Source organism: Leisingera aquaemixtae (assembly GCF_019801145.1).
Taxonomy (GTDB): Bacteria; Pseudomonadota; Alphaproteobacteria; order Rhodobacterales; family Rhodobacteraceae; genus Leisingera; species Leisingera aquaemixtae_A.
Genome location: NZ_JAHVJQ010000006.1, coordinates 244849 through 265667, shown reverse-complemented (window position 1 = coordinate 265667; position 20819 = coordinate 244849). Strand labels below are relative to the sequence as shown.

The 20819-nt window shown below is 64.3% G+C and carries 25 protein-coding genes and 3 tRNA genes; 15 read left to right on the top strand and 13 right to left on the bottom strand.

The window, feature by feature from the left end; translation table 11 throughout:
• The first annotated feature begins 118 nt into the window (after positions 1–118).
• From KUW17_RS16375 to KUW17_RS16350, 6 genes are all read left to right on the top strand, one after another.
• Positions 119–1078 (top strand): DNA cytosine methyltransferase, encoded by a 960-nt coding sequence (locus KUW17_RS16375; protein WP_222481039.1) that lies wholly within the window; start codon positions 119–121, stop codon positions 1076–1078.
• A 120-nt stretch (positions 1079–1198) separates the two neighbouring features.
• Complete coding sequence (locus tag KUW17_RS16370) at positions 1199–2101, top strand: NaeI family type II restriction endonuclease (RefSeq protein ID WP_222481037.1); 903 nt, start codon at positions 1199–1201, stop codon at positions 2099–2101.
• The gene (locus KUW17_RS16365) at positions 2086–2499 is read left to right on the top strand and encodes a very short patch repair endonuclease (protein ID WP_222481035.1); all 414 of its coding nucleotides are present in this window, start codon (positions 2086–2088) and stop codon (positions 2497–2499) included. The genes KUW17_RS16370 and KUW17_RS16365 overlap by 16 nt, the downstream gene beginning before the upstream one ends.
• A gap of 90 nt (positions 2500–2589) precedes the next feature.
• Positions 2590–2664, top strand: a tRNA-Gly gene (locus tag KUW17_RS16360).
• 143 nt (positions 2665–2807) lie between these two features.
• Positions 2808–2882, top strand: a tRNA-Gly gene (locus tag KUW17_RS16355).
• A 152-nt stretch (positions 2883–3034) separates the two neighbouring features.
• Positions 3035–4387, top strand: coding sequence for an aminotransferase (locus KUW17_RS16350; RefSeq protein WP_222481033.1), 1353 nt, complete (start codon positions 3035–3037; stop codon positions 4385–4387).
• Between the two features lie 73 nt (positions 4388–4460).
• Here KUW17_RS16350 and KUW17_RS16345 read toward each other — a convergent pair whose 3' ends face one another.
• A complete protein-coding gene (locus KUW17_RS16345; RefSeq protein WP_039179418.1) occupies positions 4461–4700 on the bottom strand; it encodes an Lrp/AsnC family transcriptional regulator in 240 nt (79 codons plus the stop codon).
• Between the two features lie 196 nt (positions 4701–4896).
• On the opposite strand from KUW17_RS16345, the gene hisB reads away from it, so the two are divergent.
• Positions 4897–5484: an imidazoleglycerol-phosphate dehydratase HisB gene (hisB, locus tag KUW17_RS16340; protein WP_027236985.1), complete on the top strand. Its 588-nt coding sequence runs from the start codon at positions 4897–4899 to the stop codon at positions 5482–5484.
• A gap of 135 nt (positions 5485–5619) precedes the next feature.
• Positions 5620–6258 carry an imidazole glycerol phosphate synthase subunit HisH gene (gene hisH / locus KUW17_RS16335; RefSeq protein ID WP_222481031.1) on the top strand — a complete coding sequence of 213 codons (639 nt, stop codon included), beginning with the start codon at positions 5620–5622 and terminating at the stop codon, positions 6256–6258.
• A 66-nt stretch (positions 6259–6324) separates the two neighbouring features.
• On the opposite strand, the gene KUW17_RS16330 is transcribed toward hisH, so the two are convergent.
• Positions 6325–7056, bottom strand: a complete 732-nt coding sequence (locus KUW17_RS16330; RefSeq protein WP_222481029.1) for an AraC family transcriptional regulator — start codon at positions 7054–7056, stop codon at positions 6325–6327.
• 114 nt (positions 7057–7170) lie between these two features.
• Between KUW17_RS16330 and KUW17_RS16325 the strand changes: the two genes are divergently transcribed.
• Both KUW17_RS16325 and KUW17_RS16320 read left to right on the top strand, forming a co-directional pair.
• A complete protein-coding gene (locus tag KUW17_RS16325; RefSeq protein WP_222481027.1) occupies positions 7171–7707 on the top strand; it encodes a peroxiredoxin-like family protein in 537 nt (178 codons plus the stop codon).
• Between the two features lie 110 nt (positions 7708–7817).
• Positions 7818–8069: a WGR domain-containing protein gene (locus KUW17_RS16320; protein ID WP_222481025.1), complete on the top strand. Its 252-nt coding sequence runs from the start codon at positions 7818–7820 to the stop codon at positions 8067–8069.
• A gap of 18 nt (positions 8070–8087) precedes the next feature.
• On the opposite strand, the gene KUW17_RS16315 is transcribed toward KUW17_RS16320, so the two are convergent.
• Positions 8088–8474, bottom strand: a complete 387-nt coding sequence (locus KUW17_RS16315; protein WP_222481023.1) for a DUF2147 domain-containing protein — start codon at positions 8472–8474, stop codon at positions 8088–8090.
• 135 nt (positions 8475–8609) lie between these two features.
• Between KUW17_RS16315 and hisA the strand changes: the two genes are divergently transcribed.
• Complete coding sequence (gene hisA / locus KUW17_RS16310; RefSeq protein ID WP_222481021.1) at positions 8610–9332, top strand: 1-(5-phosphoribosyl)-5-[(5-phosphoribosylamino)methylideneamino]imidazole-4-carboxamide isomerase; 723 nt, start codon at positions 8610–8612, stop codon at positions 9330–9332.
• 35 nt (positions 9333–9367) lie between these two features.
• A complete protein-coding gene (locus KUW17_RS16305) occupies positions 9368–9655 on the top strand; it encodes a hypothetical protein (RefSeq protein WP_222481019.1) in 288 nt (95 codons plus the stop codon).
• 2 nt (positions 9656–9657) lie between these two features.
• Here KUW17_RS16305 and KUW17_RS16300 read toward each other — a convergent pair whose 3' ends face one another.
• Complete coding sequence (locus tag KUW17_RS16300) at positions 9658–10104, bottom strand: DUF302 domain-containing protein (RefSeq protein WP_222481016.1); 447 nt, start codon at positions 10102–10104, stop codon at positions 9658–9660.
• Positions 10105–10314: 210 nt separating this feature from the next.
• Between KUW17_RS16300 and hisF the strand changes: the two genes are divergently transcribed.
• Positions 10315–11076: an imidazole glycerol phosphate synthase subunit HisF gene (gene hisF, locus KUW17_RS16295; RefSeq protein WP_222481014.1), complete on the top strand. Its 762-nt coding sequence runs from the start codon at positions 10315–10317 to the stop codon at positions 11074–11076.
• A gap of 11 nt (positions 11077–11087) precedes the next feature.
• The gene (locus tag KUW17_RS16290) at positions 11088–11405 is read left to right on the top strand and encodes a phosphoribosyl-ATP diphosphatase (RefSeq protein WP_222481012.1); all 318 of its coding nucleotides are present in this window, start codon (positions 11088–11090) and stop codon (positions 11403–11405) included.
• Positions 11406–11646: 241 nt separating this feature from the next.
• On the opposite strand, the gene KUW17_RS16285 is transcribed toward KUW17_RS16290, so the two are convergent.
• From KUW17_RS16285 to rlmB, 3 genes are all read right to left on the bottom strand, one after another.
• Positions 11647–12117 (bottom strand): CoA-binding protein, encoded by a 471-nt coding sequence (locus KUW17_RS16285; RefSeq protein ID WP_222481010.1) that lies wholly within the window; start codon positions 12115–12117, stop codon positions 11647–11649.
• Between the two features lie 204 nt (positions 12118–12321).
• On the bottom strand, positions 12322–12771 hold the full coding sequence (locus tag KUW17_RS16280; protein ID WP_261397241.1) for a YHS domain-containing (seleno)protein: 450 nt from the start codon (positions 12769–12771) through the stop codon (positions 12322–12324).
• A 111-nt stretch (positions 12772–12882) separates the two neighbouring features.
• Positions 12883–13659 carry a 23S rRNA (guanosine(2251)-2'-O)-methyltransferase RlmB gene (rlmB, locus tag KUW17_RS16275; RefSeq protein WP_222481008.1) on the bottom strand — a complete coding sequence of 259 codons (777 nt, stop codon included), beginning with the start codon at positions 13657–13659 and terminating at the stop codon, positions 12883–12885.
• 120 nt (positions 13660–13779) lie between these two features.
• Between rlmB and KUW17_RS16270 the strand changes: the two genes are divergently transcribed.
• Positions 13780–13863 (top strand) — tRNA-Tyr (locus tag KUW17_RS16270).
• A 134-nt stretch (positions 13864–13997) separates the two neighbouring features.
• Here the strand turns inward: KUW17_RS16270 and KUW17_RS16265 are convergent.
• From KUW17_RS16265 to KUW17_RS16240, 6 genes are all read right to left on the bottom strand, one after another.
• Complete coding sequence (locus tag KUW17_RS16265; RefSeq protein ID WP_222481175.1) at positions 13998–14516, bottom strand: DUF2478 domain-containing protein; 519 nt, start codon at positions 14514–14516, stop codon at positions 13998–14000.
• A 62-nt stretch (positions 14517–14578) separates the two neighbouring features.
• Entirely contained in the window at positions 14579–15241 is a 663-nt protein-coding gene (locus KUW17_RS16260; RefSeq protein WP_222481173.1) for an NnrU family protein, read from the bottom strand.
• Between the two features lie 123 nt (positions 15242–15364).
• A complete protein-coding gene (locus KUW17_RS16255) occupies positions 15365–17401 on the bottom strand; it encodes an ABC transporter permease (RefSeq protein ID WP_222481006.1) in 2037 nt (678 codons plus the stop codon).
• Positions 17401–18453 (bottom strand): glycine betaine/L-proline ABC transporter ATP-binding protein, encoded by a 1053-nt coding sequence (locus KUW17_RS16250; protein ID WP_222481003.1) that lies wholly within the window; start codon positions 18451–18453, stop codon positions 17401–17403. The genes KUW17_RS16255 and KUW17_RS16250 overlap by 1 nt, the downstream gene beginning before the upstream one ends.
• Before the next feature lie 10 nt (positions 18454–18463).
• Positions 18464–19429, bottom strand: a complete 966-nt coding sequence (locus tag KUW17_RS16245) for an ABC transporter substrate-binding protein (RefSeq protein ID WP_222481001.1) — start codon at positions 19427–19429, stop codon at positions 18464–18466.
• A gap of 383 nt (positions 19430–19812) precedes the next feature.
• Positions 19813–20781, bottom strand: a complete 969-nt coding sequence (locus KUW17_RS16240; protein WP_222480999.1) for an ABC transporter substrate-binding protein — start codon at positions 20779–20781, stop codon at positions 19813–19815.
• Between the last annotated feature and the right edge of the window lie 38 nt (positions 20782–20819).

The window sequence follows — 20819 nt, the reverse complement described above, 5'->3', positions numbered from 1 at the left end:
GGGCGGCCTTTCGCTTTTCAGCATTTCCGCTTAGTCTGGCCGGGTGCAGAAAACCTTGTGCGGAATCGCTTTACCGCATAGGAACAGAGCAAGAACAGAAACGGACAGGCAGAGCAGAATGCTGACATCGGTAGAACTATGCGCAGGTGCGGGCGGCCAGGCCCTCGGTCTCGAGGCGGCGGGCTTTGACCACACGGCGCTGGTTGAGATCGACAAGCACTGCTGCGCCACCCTGCGCCACAACCGCCCCGCGTGGAACGTGCTGGAAGAAGACGTGCGCAAGTTCAAGGACGTCGCGGGCGACTACAAAGGCATCGACCTGTTGGCCGGTGGCCTGCCCTGCCCGCCGTTTTCGGTCGCGGGCAAGCAGCTGGGCGAGAAGGACGAGCGCAACCTGTTCGATGATGCGATCGAGATTGTGGATTCGACCCGCCCCCGCGCGGTGATGATCGAGAACGTGCGCGGCTTTCTGGATGCGGTGTTCCATGACTACCGCGAGAAGCTGAAAAAGCAGCTGTCGAAGCTGGGCTATGAAACCGACTGGCGCCTGCTGAATGCTTCCGACTTCGGTGTGCCGCAGCTGCGGCCGCGTGTGGCGATTGTTGCCCTGCGCAAGGAATTTGCCGGCCAGTTCAACTGGCCCGAACCGCTGCCGCACAACCCGCCGACCGTTGGTGCAACCCTGATCGACCTGATGAAGGAGCGCGGCTGGCGCGGGGCGGATGATTGGGCCGCCAAGGCGGATGAGATTGCGCCGACCATCGTCGGCGGCTCCAAGAAACACGGGGGGCCCGATTTGGGGCCGACCCGCGCGCGGCGCGCCTGGGCGGCGCTGGGGGTTGAGGGGCGCACCATCGCAAATGAAGCCCCGGATCCGTTCCACAACGACATGCCGCGCCTAACGGTGCGGATGGTGGCGCGCATTCAGGGCTTCCCGGACGCATGGCATTTCACCGGCGCCAAGACCAATGCCTACCGCCAGGTCGGCAACGCCTTCCCGCCGCCGGTGGCAGAGGCGGTGGCGCGTGAGTTGAAGGCGGCGATTGCCAAGCCGAAGCTGCATGCCGTGCGGGCGTAAAGCCTCTCTCTTATCTCAGAGCCAAGGGCAGCGCCCGGCCCGGCGCGGTGGAAGCGTCGCGCCTGCCCCATGGGGGGCGGGACGGGCGCTGCCCGGCCTTGCGGCCGGGCGTGGACATTCATGAAACAGAAACTTCCCGACAGCCTTGTGCTCCCCGGCCATCCGGATTTTGGCGTCCTCTTTCCGCTGGCGGAGGAGATCACCACCCGTGCCGGCGGCGCGCTGGCGCTGGAATACGATGTGCCGCAGATGCTGCGCCAATGCATCGACGATGTGATCATGACGCCCAAGACCGGGCGGCGCGCTTATGAAGAGCTGGAGAAAACCGAAAAAACCTATATCGGCACCCGGGTCGAGATCGAGCTGCGGGCGCTGCTGAAGCTGCGCAAGGGGCGGCTGGACACAGAAATCCTGGGCCAGGATGTCGACATCAAGCACACGATGGGCGGCAATTGGATGATCCCCACCGAGGCGATTGATTGCGCCTGCCTGCTGGTCGCCGCGGATGAAGTGCGGGCGCGCTGCTATTTGGGGCTGATCATCGCCCGGCCGGAATACCTGACCCAAGGCCAGAACAAGGATGCCAAGCGCAGCATTTCCGCCGAGGGGTTCCGCCATATCCTGTGGCTGCTGAAGGACCAGCCCTACCCCGCCAATTTCTGGCGCACCGCAGATGAGGCGGCGGTGGAGCAGATCTTTGCGGGAGAGACCGGCAACGAGCGTATGGCGCGGCTGTTCCGGCTGATCCAGGGCCGCCCGGTGCCGCGTGATGTGGTTGAGGCGGTGGCGCAGCAGAAGGATTTCATGCGCCGCATCCGCGCCGACGGCGGCCATGGCACCCGCGACATGCTGGCGCGCGAGCGGATCGTGCTGCTGGAAGGCCAGAAGGATGCCCAGCTGATCAAAGCGCTGGGGCTGCCGCCCTGCCCGGCCAGCGCCTTCATTTCCTGCCGGATTGAAAACAGCTACCATGCCCGCATGGTGGAACAATCCAGGCACCACGTGGAATGGCCGACACCCTGACACCGGAACGGCGCAGCGCCAATATGGCCAAGATCCGCGCCAAGCACACCAAGCCGGAAATGCTGGTGCGGCGGATGGTGCATGGCATGGGCTACCGCTACCGCCTGCACCGCAAGGACCTGCCGGGCAAGCCCGACCTGGTGTTCGGGCCGCGCCGCAAGGTGATCTTTGTGCATGGCTGTTTCTGGCATCTGCATGACTGCCGCGCCGGGCGCATCCCGGCCTCGCGCCGCGACTATTGGGAGCCGAAGCTGCACCGGAATGCGGAGCGCGACGCCGAGCATCTGGCCGCGCTGCAGGCGGCGGGCTGGCAGGTGCTGACAATCTGGGAATGCGAGACCAAGGATCTTGCCGCCCTGAAAGACCGCCTCGCAGACTTCCTTACAGCGGCAGAATAATGCTTATCCACAGATACTTGCGAGGTTCTGAAATTTTCCTCTTGCGGCCCGTTTGGGAAAACCCTAAACACCGCCTCACCGAATGGCAGCGCGGGCGTAGCTCAGGGGTAGAGCATTACCTTGCCAAGGTAAGGGTCGTGAGTTCGAATCTCATCGCCCGCTCCATCGGGAAAACGGACAGGCCGCCTTCGGGGCGGCCTTTCGCTTTTCTGCACCGCGGCACCGGCGGCACTTTCTTCACTGAACTGTCATTTTCCGCTTGCGGCCTGCGCGCGGATTTCCTATTCACCGCGTCACCGGATGGCAGCGCGGGCGTAGCTCAGGGGTAGAGCATTACCTTGCCAAGGTAAGGGTCGTGAGTTCGAATCTCATCGCCCGCTCCATCGGGAAACGAAAAGGCCGCCCTCCAGGGCGGCCTTTCGCTTTTTCAAACGCCCTCGTGAAATTTGATCAAATTCCTTTGACGCGGGCTGAAAAACAGGCCAATGCTACTGCCAAACAATGCTCACGGGCAGATCATCGCAGGAGTTTGGCCATGGCCCCAGTCATCTATCCCACCACCAATTTCACCGCGACCGAGCAGCTGTGCCTGGACCGCGGCGAAGGCATCTATGTCTATGACACGGACGGCAACAAATACATCGAAGGGCTGGCAGGCCTGTGGTGCACCTCGCTGGGCTACAGCAACACCGAGGTGATGGATGCAATCACCGAGCAGCTGCACAAGCTGCCGTTCACCCACACCTTCGGCGGCAAGACCCACAAGCCGATCATGGAGCTGGCCGAGAAGCTGAAGGCGATGGTGCCGGTGGAGGATGCCTATATCTTCTTTGGCAACTCCGGCTCGGACGCGAATGACACCCACTACAAGATGCTGCGCTATTACTTCAACGCCATCGGCAAGCCGGAGAAGCGCAAGATCATCACCCGCGAGCGCGGTTATCACGGGGTGACGGTGGCGGCCGGTTCGCTGACCTCCCTGCCCGCGAATCTGGCGCATTTCGACGCGCCGCTGGAGGCGCTGCACATCCTGCGCTCGGACGCGCCGCATTACTATACCGGCCGCCAGGGCAATGAGACCGAGGAGCAGTTTGTCGACCGGATCATCAGCAACCTGGAACAGCAGATCCTGGCGGAGGACCCCGACACCATCGCAGCGATGATTGTCGAGCCGATCACCGGCGCGTCCGGCGTGATCGTGCCGCCGGAGGGCTATTACGAGAAGCTGCAGGCGCTGTTGCGCAAGCATGGCATCCTGGTCTGGGCCGATGAGGTGATCTGCGGCTTCGGGCGCACCGGCGCCGATTTCGGCTGCACCACCATGGGCATCAAGCCCGACCTGATGACCTTTGCCAAGCAGCTGAGCTCGGCCTATTTCCCGATCTCGGCCTCGGTCATCCCGGGTTACATGTATGAGGCGATGATTGACCAGACCAATGAGGTCGGCGTCTTTGGTCACGGCTACACCTACTCCGGCCACCCGGCGGCCTGTGCCGCGGCACTGAAAACGCTGGAGATCTATGAGCGCGACAACCTGTTCGAGCACGCCGCGGACGTGGGCGCCTATATGCAGGCGCAGCTGCGCGAGATCTTCACCGATCATCCGCTGGTCGGCGAGGTGCGCGGCAAGGGGTTGATCGCGGCGCTGGAGCTGGTGTCGAACAAGACCACCGGTGCCAGCTTTGACAAAGGCGCAGCAGGCGCGGCGGCGCAGAAGGCCTGCCAGGAGAACGGCCTGATCCTGCGGGCGGTCGCGGGCAACGCGCTGGCGCTGTGCCCGCCGATCATCATCACCAAAGCCGAGGTGGACGACATGCTGGCGCGGATGAAGGCAGGTGTTGATGCGGCGTATGCCGAATTGCAGGAGCAGGGGCTGATCGCCGCCTGATCCCCTGCACTGAAAAAGAAAACGCCCCGCACTGCGGGGCGTTTTTCTGTCTGCGGCCTGAGTTCCGGATGCCTCAGAACACCTTGTAGGTCATCGTGGTCAGCGACCGCTCGATCCCTTCGATCTGCAACAGCTGGTCGTTGATGTATTTGCCGACATCCTCACCCGTCGGGATGTAGAGCTTCATCAGCAGGTCGAAGTTGCCGCTGGTGGAGTAAAGCTCGGAATGGATTTCGCGCAGGGCAATCTCTTCGGCCACCTTGTAGGTGGTGCCGGGTTTGCAGCGGATCTGGACAAAGACGCAGGTGGACATGGGTGCCCCTTTTGAATGGTCACGGATTTGCGCCCAAGCTCGCATGCGGCGCATCCGGGTGCAATAGGCCGGGATGGGACCAGGACAAGGCCGGGATTGCTGCAACAGATTGACCCCCATGCACAATGCCGCACTTGAGCCGTGCCCCCTGCCCGCCCTATAAGCGCGCGTGCAGCATGACGAAGGACAGCCCGCAATGCGTACCGCCAAAGTGACCCGCAAGACTGCGGAAACCGATATCTCTGTCGAGATCAACCTCGACGGCACCGGGGTTTATGACAACCAGACCGGGGTCGGCTTTTTCGACCATATGCTGGACCAGCTGGCGCGCCATTCGCTGATCGACATGACCATCCGCGCCAAGGGCGATTACCACATCGACGACCACCACACGGTGGAGGACACCGGCATCGCGCTGGGTCAGGCGCTGGTGCAGGCGCTGGGGGACAAGAAGGGCATCCGCCGCTACGGCGAGTGCCACCTGCCGATGGATGACGCCCAGGTGCGCTGCGCGCTGGATCTGTCGGCGCGCCCCTTTCTGATCTGGAATGTTGAACTGCCGACCCAGAAGATCGGCGCATTCGATACCGAGCTGGTACGCGAGTTCTTTCAGGCCCTGAGCACCCATGGCGGCATCACCCTGCACATCGACCAGCTGCACGGGTTCAACAGCCACCACATCGCCGAGGCGGCGTTCAAGGCAGTGGCCCGCGCGCTGCGGCTGGCGGTGGAGACCGACCCGCGCAAGGCGGATGCGATTCCGTCCACCAAGGGCGCGCTGTAACCTGCAAGCGACACGCTGAGGGCGGCGCCCGACCGCGGGCGGAAGCAAAGCGCCCGCCCATGGGGGCGGACGGGCGCTGCCCGGCTTGCAGCCGGGCCATCACTGGCCCCTCGCAGAAACCAAAGGGGAATTCCCATGCTCACCGCCATCATCGACTATGAGTCCGGCAACCTGCACTCCGCCGAAAAGGCGTTTCAGCGCATGGCGCGGGAAATGGATGCGGGCGAGGTCGTGGTGACCTCTGACGCCGAAGTGGTCGCGCGGGCCGACCGGCTGGTGCTGCCCGGCGACGGCGCCTTCCCCGCCTGCGCGGCTGAACTGCGCGGCCACAAGGGCATCTATGACGCCATGGTCGAGGCGGTGGAGCAGAAGGGCCGTCCGTTCCTCGGCATCTGCGTCGGCATGCAGCTGATGGCGACCACCGGGCATGAGTATGAGGAGACACCGGGCCTAGGCTGGGTCGGCGGCGATGTGGTGAAGATCACGCCCGCGGATGCCTCCCTTAAGGTGCCGCATATGGGCTGGAACGATCTGGTGATCGACCACGCGCACCCGGTGTTTGACGGCATCCAGAGCGGCGATCACGTGTATTTCGTGCATTCCTACCATTTCCGGGTAGCGAATCCGGCGGAGCGGCTGGCGCATGTGGATTATGCCGGCGATGTGACCGCGGTCATCGGCCGGGACACGATGGTGGGCATGCAGTTCCACCCGGAGAAAAGCCAGGCCACTGGCTTGCGGATGATCGGGAACTTCCTGACCTGGAAACCGTAAGGGGACGGCGCTGGCGCGCCGTGGCCTCCGGCGGGAGTACTTTGGGAAAGATGAAAGCTGCAGCGTTCAAGCAGCAGCGGTGCGCAGCGAAACCGGTGCGACGCCATAGGCTTTTCGGAAGGCGCGGGTGAAGCCCTCGGGACTGGTGTAGGCATATCGGCGTGCCACTGCCTCCACCCGGTCGCCGCGTGCGAGGTCCTGATGCGCCAGAATCAGCCGCCAGCGGCGCAGGTAGCCGATCGGGGTTTCGCCGACCTCTGCCGCAAAGAGTTCCGCAAAGCGCGACAGCGACAGGCCCGCCTCCTGCGCCAGGTCGGCATTGGTCCAAAGGCGGCCCGGATGGTCATGCATCGCCACGATGGCCCGGCTGAGGCGCGGGTCGGCGAGGCCCGCCAGCAGCCCCGGCTCTGTCGCGCCTTTCCGGATCTGGTTGCGCAACAGGCGCACCATCAGCACCTCGCCCAGCCGGTTGATCACCGATTGCGCGCCGCAGTGCTGGCCCTCTGCCTCGTCCCGCATCAGCCTGACCAGCCCCTGCGCCTCGGCATTGCCTGAAACGTCATACTCCACCACCGGCGGCAGGGCGGCCAGGAACGGGTTGCTTTGCCCCGACCATTCCACCCGCGCTGCCCACATGACCGCGCCCGGAGCCGGATCCGCCAACGGTCCGCGGGTGCTGTAGAGGATCCGCACCGGCTCCCCTGCCGCGTCCGCCAGAGAGAGAAGGTTGGCCTCGCCCGGGTCAGCGGCCCGCACGGCGAGCTGGAATCGATCCATTAAAGTCGTGAGGCGGTCCATGTTTTCGGTGTTTCCATCAGGTTTTTCGGATTTATACGACAGTAAACTGCGCGATACATTGAGGCAAGCACCACCGCTCACACAACTTACCCACCACTCACGAGGACCAATTGAATGCTGATCCCCCGCCAGAAGACCCCGGACCTGACCCTGCCGACACTGGACCACGGGCAGTTTGACCTGTCCTCGGAAACGGCCGAGCGCGGCACCGTGATCTGCTTCTACCGCGGTCTGCACTGCCCGATCTGCGCCACCTATCTGAAGGAATTCGAGAAGAAGGTCGCAGCCTTTGCCGAGCGCGGCGTCAACTGCATCGCCATCAGCTCTGACGGCGAGGACCGCACACGTGCAATGGCCGACAAGATCGAAGCCAAGGAACTGCGGTTCGGGTACGGCCTGCCGCTGTCTGTGGCCAAGGAATGGGGGCTGTATATCTCTACTTCGCGCGGCAAGACCTCGATCGGGATTGAAGAGCCGGCGCTGTTTTCGGAACCCGGCCTGTTCCTGGTGACGCCGGAGCAGACGCTGTATTACGGCTCGGTGCAGACCATGCCGTTTGTGCGCCCGCATTTCGCCGAGCTGGTGGCGGCGCTGGATTTTGCCATTCCCAACAACTACCCGGCGCGCGGCGAATACACGGGTGATGTGTAAGCGTCACAGCTGCCGCGGGGGCCGGTGCACTTCGCCGGTTTGAGCAATAGACAAGGGGTCCGCTTCGAGGCATACGGAGCGGACCTTTTGTCACTGCGGCAGCCCCTCCCTTGCACATCCGTTTCGAGAAATACGACCACGCCGAAGGCAAGCACCGCTATTGCCAGCTGAGCCTGACGCCGACGCTGTTCGGCGACTGGTGTGTTGAGCGTGTGTCCGGTCCGCTGAACGCGCCCGGCGGCGCGCAGAAGCGGACCTATTTTGCGGCGCACGACGAGGCGCTGGCAATCTTTGAAGGGTTCCGGGACCGGCAGCTGAAACGCGGCTATGCGCCGATCCCGGTGCAGCTGGGGCTGCTGTAGCGGCAGCCCCCGAGGCGGTTACTGGACGCGGGTCCAGGTCTGTTTGGAGCAGATCAGCCCGCCCGCGACGCAGCCCCGCAAGGCCAGGGAGCTGCCCGCCAGATCCATCTTGCCGGTGTAGATCTTGTCGTTGGACGGCCGCCAGACCTTGCCCTCATATGAGCCGTCGCCGTTCGGAACCATGTCGATCACCAGCGTCTTGCCGATGTTGGGGGACTTGTACTCGCCTTCGCTGTTGAAGGTGCGGGCGATCTTGCCGCAGACCGCGGCACCGCATTGAGCCATCTGGATGTGGGCATAGGAGCCGTCGTCGGGCTGGGTCTTCCAGACGCCAAGCACCGGGTCCGCCGCCGCGGCGCCTGCCAGCCCCAAGGCAACAGCAATGCCTGCCAGTAGATGTTTCATTCCATTTCCTCCCTGTTTTTCAGGCAGCCTGTCCCTGATGCGGTCTTTGAGGCAAGGTTGACTTCGGGTCGCGTTGCATTTCAGACCGCGCTTGTGCAAAACACCGCCAGCTTGATTTCACGAAGGACCGCCCGGATGATCCTCTACCCCGCGATTGACCTCAAAGACGGCCAGGCCGTGCGCCTGCTGCATGGCGAGATGGACAAGACCACAGTGTTCAATGACAACCCCGCCGCGCAGGCGCTGGAGTTTGTCGAGGCGGGCTGCGAGTGGCTGCATCTGGTGGACCTCAACGGCGCCTTTGCCGGCGAGCCGGTGAATGCGGCGCCGGTGGAGGAGATCCTGAAGCAGACCAAGGTGCCCGCGCAGCTGGGCGGCGGCATCCGCGACATGGCTACCATTGAGCGCTGGATCAGCAAGGGCCTGGCGCGGGTGATCCTGGGCACCGTGGCGGTGGAGAACCCGGACCTGGTGCGCGAGGCGGCGCGGGAATTCCCCGGCAAGGTCGCGGTCGGCATCGACGCCCGCAACGGCAAGGTCGCAACCAAGGGCTGGGCCGAGGAAACCGACGTGATGGTCACCGACCTCGCCAAGTCGTTCGAGGACGCCGGCGTGGCCGCGATCATCTATACCGACATCCTGCGCGACGGCGCGATGAAGGGCCCGAATGTCGAGGCCACCGCCGACTTGGCCAATGCGGTCAGCATCCCGGTGATTGCCTCCGGCGGCGTCTCCTCGCTGAACGATCTGCGGGCGCTCAAATCCTGCGGCGCACCGCTGAACGGTGCGATTTCGGGCCGGGCGCTGTATGATGGCGCCATTGACCTGAAAGAGGCGCTGGCGGTTCTGAAAGCCTGACGCCTGCCCGGTGAGCCCCGGCGAAAGGAAACCGCATGCGCCTTGTCCGCCGCATCCTTGCCGTCCTGACCATAGGGCCAATCGTGCTTTGGCTGTTGTGCATCGCGTTTGTGATGCTGCTGGGGTTCGGCTTTGATTGCGAAATCCACGAGGGGTTCGCCAACCCCTGCGTGGTGCTGGGCCGCGACATTGGAGAGACCGCCTATTCCATGGGGGTCTTTGCCGCCTGGGGGCCGCTGATCTTTGGCCCGGTTTCGCTTGGGGCCGGGCTGCTGTGGGGCATCGCCATTGCGGTCTCGCGCTATCTGGCGTCCCGGCGCTGAGCCTATTCCGCCGCTTTTGCGGTCAGCTTGCCCAAGGCGCCCTGCATCTTGGCAACGAATTCTGCATCAGCGGGGATTTCGAGGCCTGAGAGCATTTCTGCCGGATCCTGATAGGTCAGCCAGACCTGGCCATCCGCATCCTGGTAAGCCAGCACCTTGAGCGGCAGATAGAGCCCTGCCCGCATATCCGCCTGCATCGCCGGGGTGCCGAGCTTGGGGTTGCCGAAGATCAGGAGCTGCGATCCCGCCAGCTCCATCCCCGCCGCCTGCGCACCTGCGGCGTGATCCACCCGGGCAAAGACAGTGGCGCCCGCGCCCTCCACCGCGGCCTGCAGCGCGTCCATGGTTTCGCCGACGGGCTTCTGGCTTGGGACCGTCACCAGTTCTGCGGCGGCAGGAAGTGCGGAGGCAATCGCGATGGCGCCTGCGAGGGGAAGAGATTTTTTCATAACGGATACTCCGGAAATCAGGGACATCTGCACATCATCGGGGCTGTCATCCCGCAGGGGCAATTCACTTCTGCGAGACCACCCGGTTCCGGCGGTTCCGTGCGGACCGCGCAAGAGGGCCGGACCAAAACGCGCAGCATCTGCCATATCTGTTGCGCTTGCCGCAGGCTTTGCGTACCCACGGGGCAAGCAGCTTGAAAGGCACGATCCATGCTGAAAACCCGTATCATTCCCTGTCTCGACGTCGCTGACGGGCGCGTGGTCAAGGGTGTCAACTTTGTCGGCCTGCGCGATGCGGGCGATCCGGTGGAATGCGCCAAGGCCTATGATGCGGCCGGCGCGGATGAGATCTGCTTTCTCGACATTCACGCGACCCATGAAAACCGCGGCACCATGTTCGACATGGTCCAGCGCACCGCCGAGCAATGTTTTGTGCCGCTGACCGTGGGCGGCGGGGTGCGGACCAAGGATGACGTGCGGGCGCTGCTGCTGGCAGGCGCCGACAAGGTCTCCTTCAACTCAGCCGCGGTGGCAAATCCGGATGTGATCGCCGAAGCCGCGGATCAGTTCGGCAGCCAGTGCATCGTCTGCGCCATTGACGCCAAGACGGTGGAGCCGGGCCGCTGGGAGATTTTCACCCATGGCGGCCGCAAGCCGACCGGAATTGACGCGGTGGAATTCGCACGGACCGTGGTGGCCAAGGGCGCCGGGGAAATCCTGCTCACCTCGATGGACCGGGACGGCACCAAATCCGGCTTTAACCTGCCGCTGACCAAGGCGATTTCCGATGCGGTGGACGTGCCGGTGATCGCCTCGGGCGGCGTCGGCAACCTGGATCACCTGGTGGAAGGCGTGACCAAGGGCGGCGCCAGCGCGGTGCTGGCGGCCTCGATCTTCCACTTCGGCGAATACACGATCCAGGAAGCCAAGGAACACATGGCTGCCGCCGGCATTCCGATGCGGCTGAACTGAAGGGGCATGTGATGAGCCTGCTGCACGATCTCGAAGCCACCATACTGGCGCGCAAAGGGGCCGATCCGGAGACCAGCTGGACCGCCAAGCTGCTCGCCAAGGGGCCGGAGAAATGCGCCGAGAAATTCGGCGAGGAAGCCATTGAGGCGATCATCGAAGCGGTGAAAGATAACAAGGCAGGGCTCGCCTCCGAAGGCGCCGATGTGCTCTATCATTTCCTGGTGATGCTGGCGGCCCGCGATGTGGCGCTGGATGATGTGCTGCAGGTGCTTGCAGAACGCCAGGGCCTCAGCGGCATTGCCGAGAAGGCCAGCCGGCCCAAGGGCTGAACCCAGCGCTCGGCCGGCCCGTTTGCGGCGGGTCAAGGGAGGCGCAGCCTCCGCGCGGCACGCGCGGCTTGTCCTTGACGCGCCAAGAAAAACACAATCGGCTCGGCCATTGAGGGCACCTTTGCCCCTCAATGGCTTCTCAGAAATTCCCTTGCGCCGCGCAGCGGCGCCCGGCCCAAGCGTGCATGCCGTCCGGCAGGACGGCGGCTGCGGGCGGGAGCGCCCTGCCCCGCGCCGGCTGTCAGAGTTTCGAGGATATGATTCCGGTGGCAAAGCCGCCCATGCGCAGCTCGCCGAACAGGCGCTGGTATTCGATCTTGGGGCAGCGGTTCTGGATCACCGTCACCCCGCGCGCCTCGGCCTTGGCAGCCGCCTCAGCGTGCTCCACCCCGATCTGCATCCAGATGGTCTGCAGCTTGGGAAACGCCTCCAGCGCCTCGTCCACGACCGGCGGAACCGCCTCTGAGCGGCGGAAGATGTCGACCATATCCACCGGCAGATCAATCTCCGACAGGCTGGCCCGCACGGTTTCACCGAACAGAGTCTTGCCGGCATGGCCCGGGTTCACCGGAATCACCCGGAACCCCTTGAGGCCCAGATAGCGCGCCACATAGTAGCTGGGGCGCACTGGGTTCATCGACACGCCCACCACCGCTACGGTCTTGGCCCTTTGCAAGACTTTCTTCAGATGCTCATCGCTGTAGTCTGTCATGCCCGCACCCTAGCCGCGGCGCCGGCCGCGGCAAAGCGGGATTCGCTGCCCGCAAATAAAAATGCGCCCGGACGAACCGGGCGCAAGGTATGGAACGAGGGACAGTGAAAAAGATCTGCGGTGGTTCCACTCCGCAGTCTGTATTGAATATGGGTCACAGTCTGAGAAAAAAAAGGGGTAATCGCGAATTTGTGAGGTGACAAGCTATCTGCGCAGGACTGCCGGCCAATGCGAATGCCCATCCGCGATCATCTGCACCTTGTCCGCCTGCCACAGCTGGTGAACCCTGCGGTTGTTCAGCAGAAACAGTTCGCCGTCCACGATGGCCCAGATCCTGGGATCGCCGGAATGGACCTGTCCCTGCGACATCGCATAGGCGCAATAGCCGCCAAAGGCCGGGGCATAGGCCCGCGGGTTCGACTCGAACCGGGCCTGGTTGCCGGCGGAGGCAAAGCGCCACACGACCCCCTTCCACATCACCGCATGGCTGCGCCGCCCCTGTTCTGCCGCGCCGTGCTCAAAAAAGGCGACCGCATCATAGCCGCCGATTGCAACACCGCCCTGGGAGGAGAAAACAGCCATGTCTGCCCTGGCCGCACCAGCCAGGGACAGGAAGAAAACCGCAACTGACATCAGGACCAGACGCAAGGCCAAGATGCTCTCCTTTTCAGTCTCGTAACAGGCTTCCGACTCTGCCGCACCGGGTTGGGCTTGCAAAGAGAGCATACGCAGATGTGATCGCGCTGTGACAGTTCGTGCAGGCGCCTAGCGCGCTATCGAGGCATAAAGCGCGATGGCGGCTGCGTTGGAGACATTGAGCGAGCCGAAACCGCCCGCGGCGTCGATCTTGACCAGCGCGTCCACGGTTTCCTTGGTCTTCTGGCGCAGGCCGGGCCCCTCGGCCCCCAGCACCAGCGCCACCGGCAGGTGCTGCTTGCCCTCCAGCGCGGTTTCGATGGTCTGATCGGCCTCGCCATCCAGGCCCAGCACGGTAAAACCCATGCCCTGCAGTTCAGTGATGGTGTCGGCCAGGTTGCGCATCCGCAGATAAGGCTGGCGCTCCAGTGCGCCGCTGGCGGTCTTGGCCAGCGCCCCGGTTTCAGGTGCCGAGTGGTGGCGGGTGCCGATCACCGCGCTGGCGCCCAGCACCTCGGCTGAGCGCAGGATCGCGCCGACATTATGCGGGTCGGTGACCCGGTCCAGCAACAGCACCCGCGGCGCCTCAGCCCCGATGCAGTTTTCGGCCAGCCCGCCCCAGTTCAGCGGCTTCACCTCCAGCGCCGCGCCCTGGTGCACCGACTGCGGGTCGATCGGCGGGTTGAACTTGCGCGGGTCGATGACCTCTGCCTCGATACCAGACTCTGCAATGGCATCCGCCAGCTTCGCCTGCGCGTTCATGGTCACCATCAGGCGCAGTTTTTCGCGCTTGGGATTGAGCAGCGCATCGCGCACCGCATGCAGCCCGAACAGCCATACGGTTTCCGCTGCGGCGGCCCGTTTGGCCTGTTCTTTTTCGACGACCCATTTGGGTTTCTTGGACATTTTGCTCTCCGGCAGAAAGAATTTGCGGGGCGTGCGAAAAACTTGCGTTTTTCCGGTTGACGCCCGTTTGGCCTGCTTGTAATCACGCCTCCACATCAGGTGCAACAAGCAACTGACAGTGGGCGACAGGCCGCAAGGTGTGGCAGGGGACTGTAACTCCCTCGCGGAGACGCACGCCTGGTTCGATTCCAGGGTCGCCCACCATCTTCTCTTTTTTTCAGACTAGACGAAGGTGGTTCAGCAGCAGGCTGGACAAGCCGCGCGCTGCGCAGCACGGCAAAAAAAGCCCGCGTGAACTTCGCGGGCCTTTCCTTTGATTTCAAACGGCAAAGTTTTGGTCAGGCAGTCTCGGCCACGGCCTGCTCCGCCCATTCGGCCAGCGCATCCAGATCAGGGCCCGCCGCAACAGCCATGCCGTCGGCAAAGGCCTGGAACGGCTCCACGTTCATCTTGTTGACGCCGGAAATCACCGGGATGCCCAGCGCCAGCGCCTCGCCGATGATGGGCCGCATGCCGCGCCCCTCGGCCTCGTGCTTGCCGAATTTGTTGACGATCATCAGCTGCGGCGCCGGGTCCGACTGCAGGGTGGCAGAGACCTGCCCGACCGCCTGTTCCAGCGCCTCCGGGTTCAGGCGGCAGCCGCGGGCGCCGGCGCCCAGGGATTGCGAAATGCGGATGGTCTCGCCGTCCGGCAGCACCCGCACATCCATGTCGCATAGCTCCTTGTCGTAGCATTCCACATTGGTCTGCACGATGCCGGCCAGGCGGATGCCTTTGGCCTGCAGCCGTTCGGCCAGTTCGCTCAGCAAACGGTCAGTGGCACCGCGTTCTTCGGTCATCACATAGGCCAGGTGCATCGGTTGTATTCTCCAGTCTCGTGTCGTTTCATAGGTGGTCATGCGGGCGCCGGGGTCAACCCCTACCAGGGCAGCGGTTGGTAGCCGATGACGGGGGCGTGCAGAAGCAGAAGAGCCAGGAACACTGCCGCGGCCAGCGCGGCCTCGCTGCCCGAGGGCCGCAGCCGGGCAAGGTTCAGCCGCGCGGTGTTGCGGCTGAGGCGGCGCCATTCGCCCTGCCCCATCTGGCGCTGCTTGCGCTTGTCGATCAGCGCCATGCCCATCCAGGCAAAGCCCGCAAAGAGGCCGAACAGAATCACATGCGCCAGGTCGCCGTTTGCCAGCAGATGCGCCCCGGCCCAGAGCGCCATCGCCGCCAGCAGCGGGTGGCGGCTGACAGCCAGGATGCCGGGGTCCGCCGGATCAAAGGCACGCAACCCCAGGCCGCCAAAGCTGAACGGATTCTGCCGCATCATGCCCGCCACCGCCAGCAGGCAGGCCAGCGGCATCACCAGCAGCGGCACCCAGCGGAAGCCCTCCCAATAGGGCAGCACGCCGACATAAGGCGCGCGGGCGGCGGCCACGACCAGCCAGGCCAGGATAGCCAGCGACAGCAGGCTGTAGGCGATGATATAGCCGCGCAGGCCCAGGCGGCTGACCAGCCAGGGCCGCACCGGCGGGCGCACAGGGATGGCGTGGCTGGCCAGGAACAAGAGCAGCGCAGCGGTGAATTCAAGCCAGCCCATCGGGGTCTCTCCGGTCATAGATCAGTCTTCTGTGCAGCTATAGGCGGGCGGGCAGTGTATAACGTTGCCCCAAATCAAAAAAGGGCGCCGCGCGGGCGCCCTTTTCATTGTTATGCCAGAGGTTCACAAACCCAGGGCCTTGCGCCGCTCCTCTGCAAAACCTTGCACCATGCGGTCGGCGATCAGGGCAAGGATCGCCATCGCCGCGCCAGCCGAGATGCCCAGCCCCACATCCGCCTGCCCCAGCGCCAGATAGATCGACTGGCCAAGGCCGGTGGTGCCGATCAGCGCCGCAATGACCAGCATCGCAAAGGCATAGAGAATGGTCTGATTGAGCCCCAGCAGGATCGACGGCGCCGCATAAGGCGCGCGGATGTCCTTGAGCATCTGCCACTTGGTGGCGCCGGAGGCGGTCGCGGCCTCGATCATCTCCTCCGGCGTCGAGACCAGCCCGTGCCGCGTGTAGCGGATCATCGGCACGATGGCATAGGCGATGATCGCCAGGAAGGCGGAGAACTCGCCGATCTGGAACACCATCAGCACCGGGATCAGGAACACGAACAGCGGAATGGTCTGCAGCATGTCGCAGATCGGACGCACCACGCGCCAGACACCGGGCGACACGGCGGAGGCCAGGCCGATGGCCCCGCCCATCACCGCACAGGCAAAGACCGCTGCACCGGACAGATAGAGCGACAGGAGCGCCCGCTCCCACAGGCCGGAGAGCAGGATGGTGCCCAAGAGCACCACCGTCAGGATGGCCAGCCCGCGCCCGCCTGCGACCCAGGCCAGCGCGCCCGCCCCTACAAGCACAAAGGGCCAGGGCAGCTGGGAGATGCCTGTCTCGAGCATGCCGGCGGCAATCAGCAGCATCACCCCCAGCGCCATCTGGCCGCGCAAGGCAAAAACAACTCCGGCAGCGGCGCCCGCGGCGAACAGCCCCAGGCTCATCATCGGAGTCCAGGAAAAGCCCCAGGTGAAGGGCAGAACCGCCTGATCCAGCCCGATCCGCATCGGCAGCAGCACATAGAACAGCACGTTGTTCTTGAGCGCGGTCAGGAACTCTGCATTGGCGCTGGTAAAGGACGAGAGGCCGCGGTCGACACTATCCGCCACCGGGTTGAACAAGCCGTAGTTGCCAGGTTGCTGAACGCTGCCCCAGAAGGCCGCGCTGACCAGGACGCCCAGCGCCAGGATGCCCCAGGCAACGCGCACATCGTGTTTGTCGCGCCGGTCCTGGGTCAGCGTGCCGCTCATCCGGTCGATCAGGATCGCGAAGATCACGATCACCAGGCCCGCCAGAAGGCTCTGGCCGAACTGGGCCTTGCGCATGGTCAGGAGGACCTCCCAGCCAATGTCGTCAAAGCCGCCGATAACGGCGGCAATGATCACCATCGACAGCGCCGCCATCAGGCATTGGTTGACGCCCACCATGATCTGCTGCCCGGCGGAGGGGATCTCGCACTGGAACAGCTGCTGCAGGCGGGTGCCGCCAGCCATAATGGCAGCTTCCTTGATTTCCGGCTCCACCCGTTCGAGACCCAACAGCACGTTGCGCGCCATCGGCGGCGCCGCGTAGATGGCGGAAGCGATGAGGCCCACCACAGGGCCAAAGCCGAACAGCACCAGCAACGGCGTCAAGTAGGCAAAGGTCGGCACCGTCTGCATGATGTCGAGCACCGCCTGCACCGGCTGGCGAATACGCGGATATTCATTGGCAAGGATGCCGATGCCGCCGCCGATGATCAGCGCCAAGGGGACCGAGACGGCAACCAGCGCCAGGGTGTTCATGCTTTCGGGCCAGTACCCCGACGCCAGCACAAAGCCCAAACCTACAACGGCCATCAGCGCCATCCGCACGCCGCCCAGGGTCCAGGCCAGCGCCGTGGTGGCGCAGATGACCAGCGGCCAGGGCGTGTGGCTCAGCACGTAGTTCGCCGCTTCCATCGGATAGAACATCAGCGCCGAGAAACTGCGCGCGGCGGGTTTGATCAGCGCCAGGAACCATTCCATGGCGGCCCCGACCCAGTCGGTGGCGGGCAGTACCCAGGCGGCGGGGAATTTCACAAGCCACGGCGCGCTGCTTTCCAGCAGCAGGCACAGGGCGCCCACCACGGCCGCGATCAGCGCCGCAATCGAGCCTTTTGAGAGAGACGCCATCAGCCCTGCTCCACCTGCAGCGCGGCAGCGAGGTCTGCAGGGTTCACCACGCCGACCAGCTTGCCGTCATCCGTGCGGACCGGCACCGGCTCGTACAGCTCCATGCAGCGCGCAAGGGCTGCGTCCAGCGTCATGTCCTGGCGCAGGCCGGGATCGTCGGCGCCGTAGACATGGTGTTCGCCTGGCTGCATCACCGAGGACACATGCGCGTGCTGGCCCTTGGCCACATCCTTGGAGAACTCCCGCACATAGTCATCGACCGGGCGCAGCACGATGTCAGCAGGCGTGCCGATCTGCACCACCTTGCCATCGCGCATGATGGCGATGCGGTCAGCCAGTTTCAGCGCCTCGTTGATGTCATGGGTGATGAATACGATGGTGGTCCTGAGCTTGGCCTGGATCTCCAGGAACTCATCCTGCAGCTGCCGCCGGATCAGCGGGTCCAGCGCCGAGAACGGCTCATCCAGGAACCAGACCGAGCAATCGGCCACCAGTGAGCGGGCGATGCCGACGCGCTGACGCTGGCCGCCTGAAAGTTCACGCGGGAAGTTCTTTTCGCGCCCGCCGAGGCCGACCAGTTCGATCACCTCCTGCGCCTTGGCCAGCCGCTGTTTCTTCTTCACGCCCTGCACCCGCAGCGGGTAGGCCACGTTTTCGGCCACGGTCATATGCGGGAACAGGCCGAAGTGCTGGAACACCATGCCCAGCTTCTTGCGGCGCAACTCGATCAGCCGCTTGGGGCTGGCCTCGACGATATTCTCGCCGTCGATGCGGATTTCGCCGCCAGTGGCGTGCAGCAGGTGCGAGATGCAGCGGATCAGGGTCGACTTGCCGGAACCCGACAGCCCCATGATCACAAACAGCTCCCCCTCCTTCACGTCAAAGGAGGCGTCCTGCACCGCCGGGATCAGCCCCTTGCCGCGCAGTTCCTGGGCAGCCGCTTCGGGTGTTTCGTGCCGCGACAGCGCCTCTTTCAGGGCGCTGTCTGCGTTGTTGCCAAACACCTGCCAGACATTCCGGCAGGTGATGGCAGGCGTCTCTGAGCCGCTCACTGGGCTGGGCTCAGTTGATTGCGGCGTCGACAACCGGGCGCCACTTGTCCTCGTTGGCGGCCATCCATTCGGCAACTACCTCTTCGACCTTGCCGCCGTCCACATCGATCGCGCCCATCATCGGCTGCTGGTCCTCAACAGCCAGGGTGTAGTTTGACAGGATCTCAAACGCCGCAGGCCAGGTTTCCGCGGTGCCGGACCAAGCGGCCTTGAAGATGCGCGAGGGAGAGAAGTCGCAATCGTTCACCGCATCGGGGTTCGGGCCCCAGGCGGGATCGGAGAAGCAGGCATCCTCGCCCGGCGGCAGGTCGACGAATTTCACGTCATAGGCCGACATCGCCCAATGCGGCTGCCAGAAGGTGATCAGCAGCGGCGTCTTGCGTTCGGTCGCAGCGCGCAGCTCAACGATCAGCGCTGCCTCAGAGCCCGCTGGCACGGCCTTGAATGGCAGCGCCAGGCCGGTCATGCGGTCGGCGCCCGGGGTGCCCCAGTCGGCCGGATAATCAACCAGGCGGCCTTCGGGCAGGGTTTCGGCGGTGGCGAATTGCGCGGCGCAGTCCTTCAGCGCCTCCCAGGCCGGCAGGCCGGGGCAGATCTCGGCCACATGCGCCGGATAGGCGATGCCTTCGCGGGCGTTCAGCTCCAGATCGCCAAGCTCGACGACGGTGCCTTCCTCGACCTTCTTGGCGTATTCGTCGGACACGTTGGAAGACCAGATTTCCAGCGTCGCGTGGATGTCGCCATCGGCAATTGCCTGGAACTGGTTCATCATCCCGGCAGAGACATATTCAACGTCGTAGCCCGCGGCCTTGAGCATCTCGCCTGCGATGTGGGTGGTCACATGCTGGCCGGTCCATTCATTCACCGCCAGCTTGATCGGCTTGCCGGTGTCGCCCAGTTCGGCGGCGGAGGCGATGCCCGCGGCAACCGTCATTGTTGCGGCGCCCAGCGCCAGCGCATATCCCTTGAAGTTCATCTCAATACTCCCTGTCGTTGTGCTTGCGCGGCCTGTTTTCCGGCCTGGCGCGTCTTTTGGAACCCGGCGGTTCATGGCGCCTGCCCGGCCTTGCGGCCAGTGTTGTTATTTGCGGCAGGCACCCATGACCCAAGTGTGGCCGGGGATAATGCAAGTATTGGAACATATTACGACAGTTTGTCGAGTGAATGCGGCACAAAAGGCGAAATATTTTGATTGACGGTTTAAGATTTTGTGCAAACAGACAAGTTCTGGAATCACCCGCTCCCGCCCCGCCAGGGGCTGCGCGGCGGCGCCGGCAGCTGCAGGCCGCCTGCCGCGAATAAGAAAGCGCCCCCGCATTGCGGAGGCGCCGGTTCGGAATACTGCACGGATTTCCGGGGTCAGGAGCGGCCCTTGCCGGTGGCCTCCTCGACGACCGGCATCCATTTGGCGCGGTTCACTGCCAGCCAGCCGCGGGCGGCGCCCCGCGGGGTTTCGCCGCGGACATCGACCAGCCCGATCAGCGGCTGCTGATCCCAGATGCTCAGCTGGTAGTTCTTCAGGATTTCATAAGCGGCAGGCCAGCGGTCCTTGAGCCCCGGCCAGCTCGCCTTGACCACGCCGCCGCGGTAGAAATCGCAGTCGCCGGTGGCCTTGGGGTTCGGCCCCCAGGACGGATCAGTGTAACAGGCGGGCTCCGGCTTGGGCAGGCGCACGAACTGCAGCGCATAAGAGGACATTGCCCAGTGCGGCGCCCAGAAGGTGGAGATCACCGGACGCTTCTCGCGGTAGGCCGTCTGGAAGGCCTCGATCATCGCCGCCTCGGACTCGGCCGCGACCACGTCGAACGGCAGCTCCAGCGCACGGATCCGGTCGGCGCCGGGCGAGCCCCAGGATTCCGGGTAGGCCAGGTAGATGCCGCGCTTGCCCTTGCCGTCCTCTGAGAAAATGCCGGCGCAGTCGCGCAGCGCCTCCCAGTTGGGCAGGCCGGGGCACATCTGCGCCACGTAAGGCGGAAACACCACGCCGTTGCGCGCGTCCAGCCCCATGTCGCCCAGGTTTTCCAGCCGCCCTTCATCCACCAGATCGAAATATTCTGCAGGGTCGCTGCTGGTCCAGATCTCCACCATCGCATGCACGTCGCCGGTGGCGATTTCACCGTACAGGTCGTTCAGGTCCGCCTCGACATATTCGACGGTATAGCCCGCCTCCTCCAGCATGCCGCCGGCGATGTAGGTCGACAGGTGTTGGCCCGTCCAGTTGTTCAGCGACAGACGGATCGGTGTACCGGCATCCCCCATATCAGCTGCTTCGGCGGCCCCCGAAACCGCCAGCGCCGCCAATGCCGCGGCAAAAACATTGAATTTCATTGGCGCAACTCCCGTACTGCCAGTCGTCCCACGCGCCG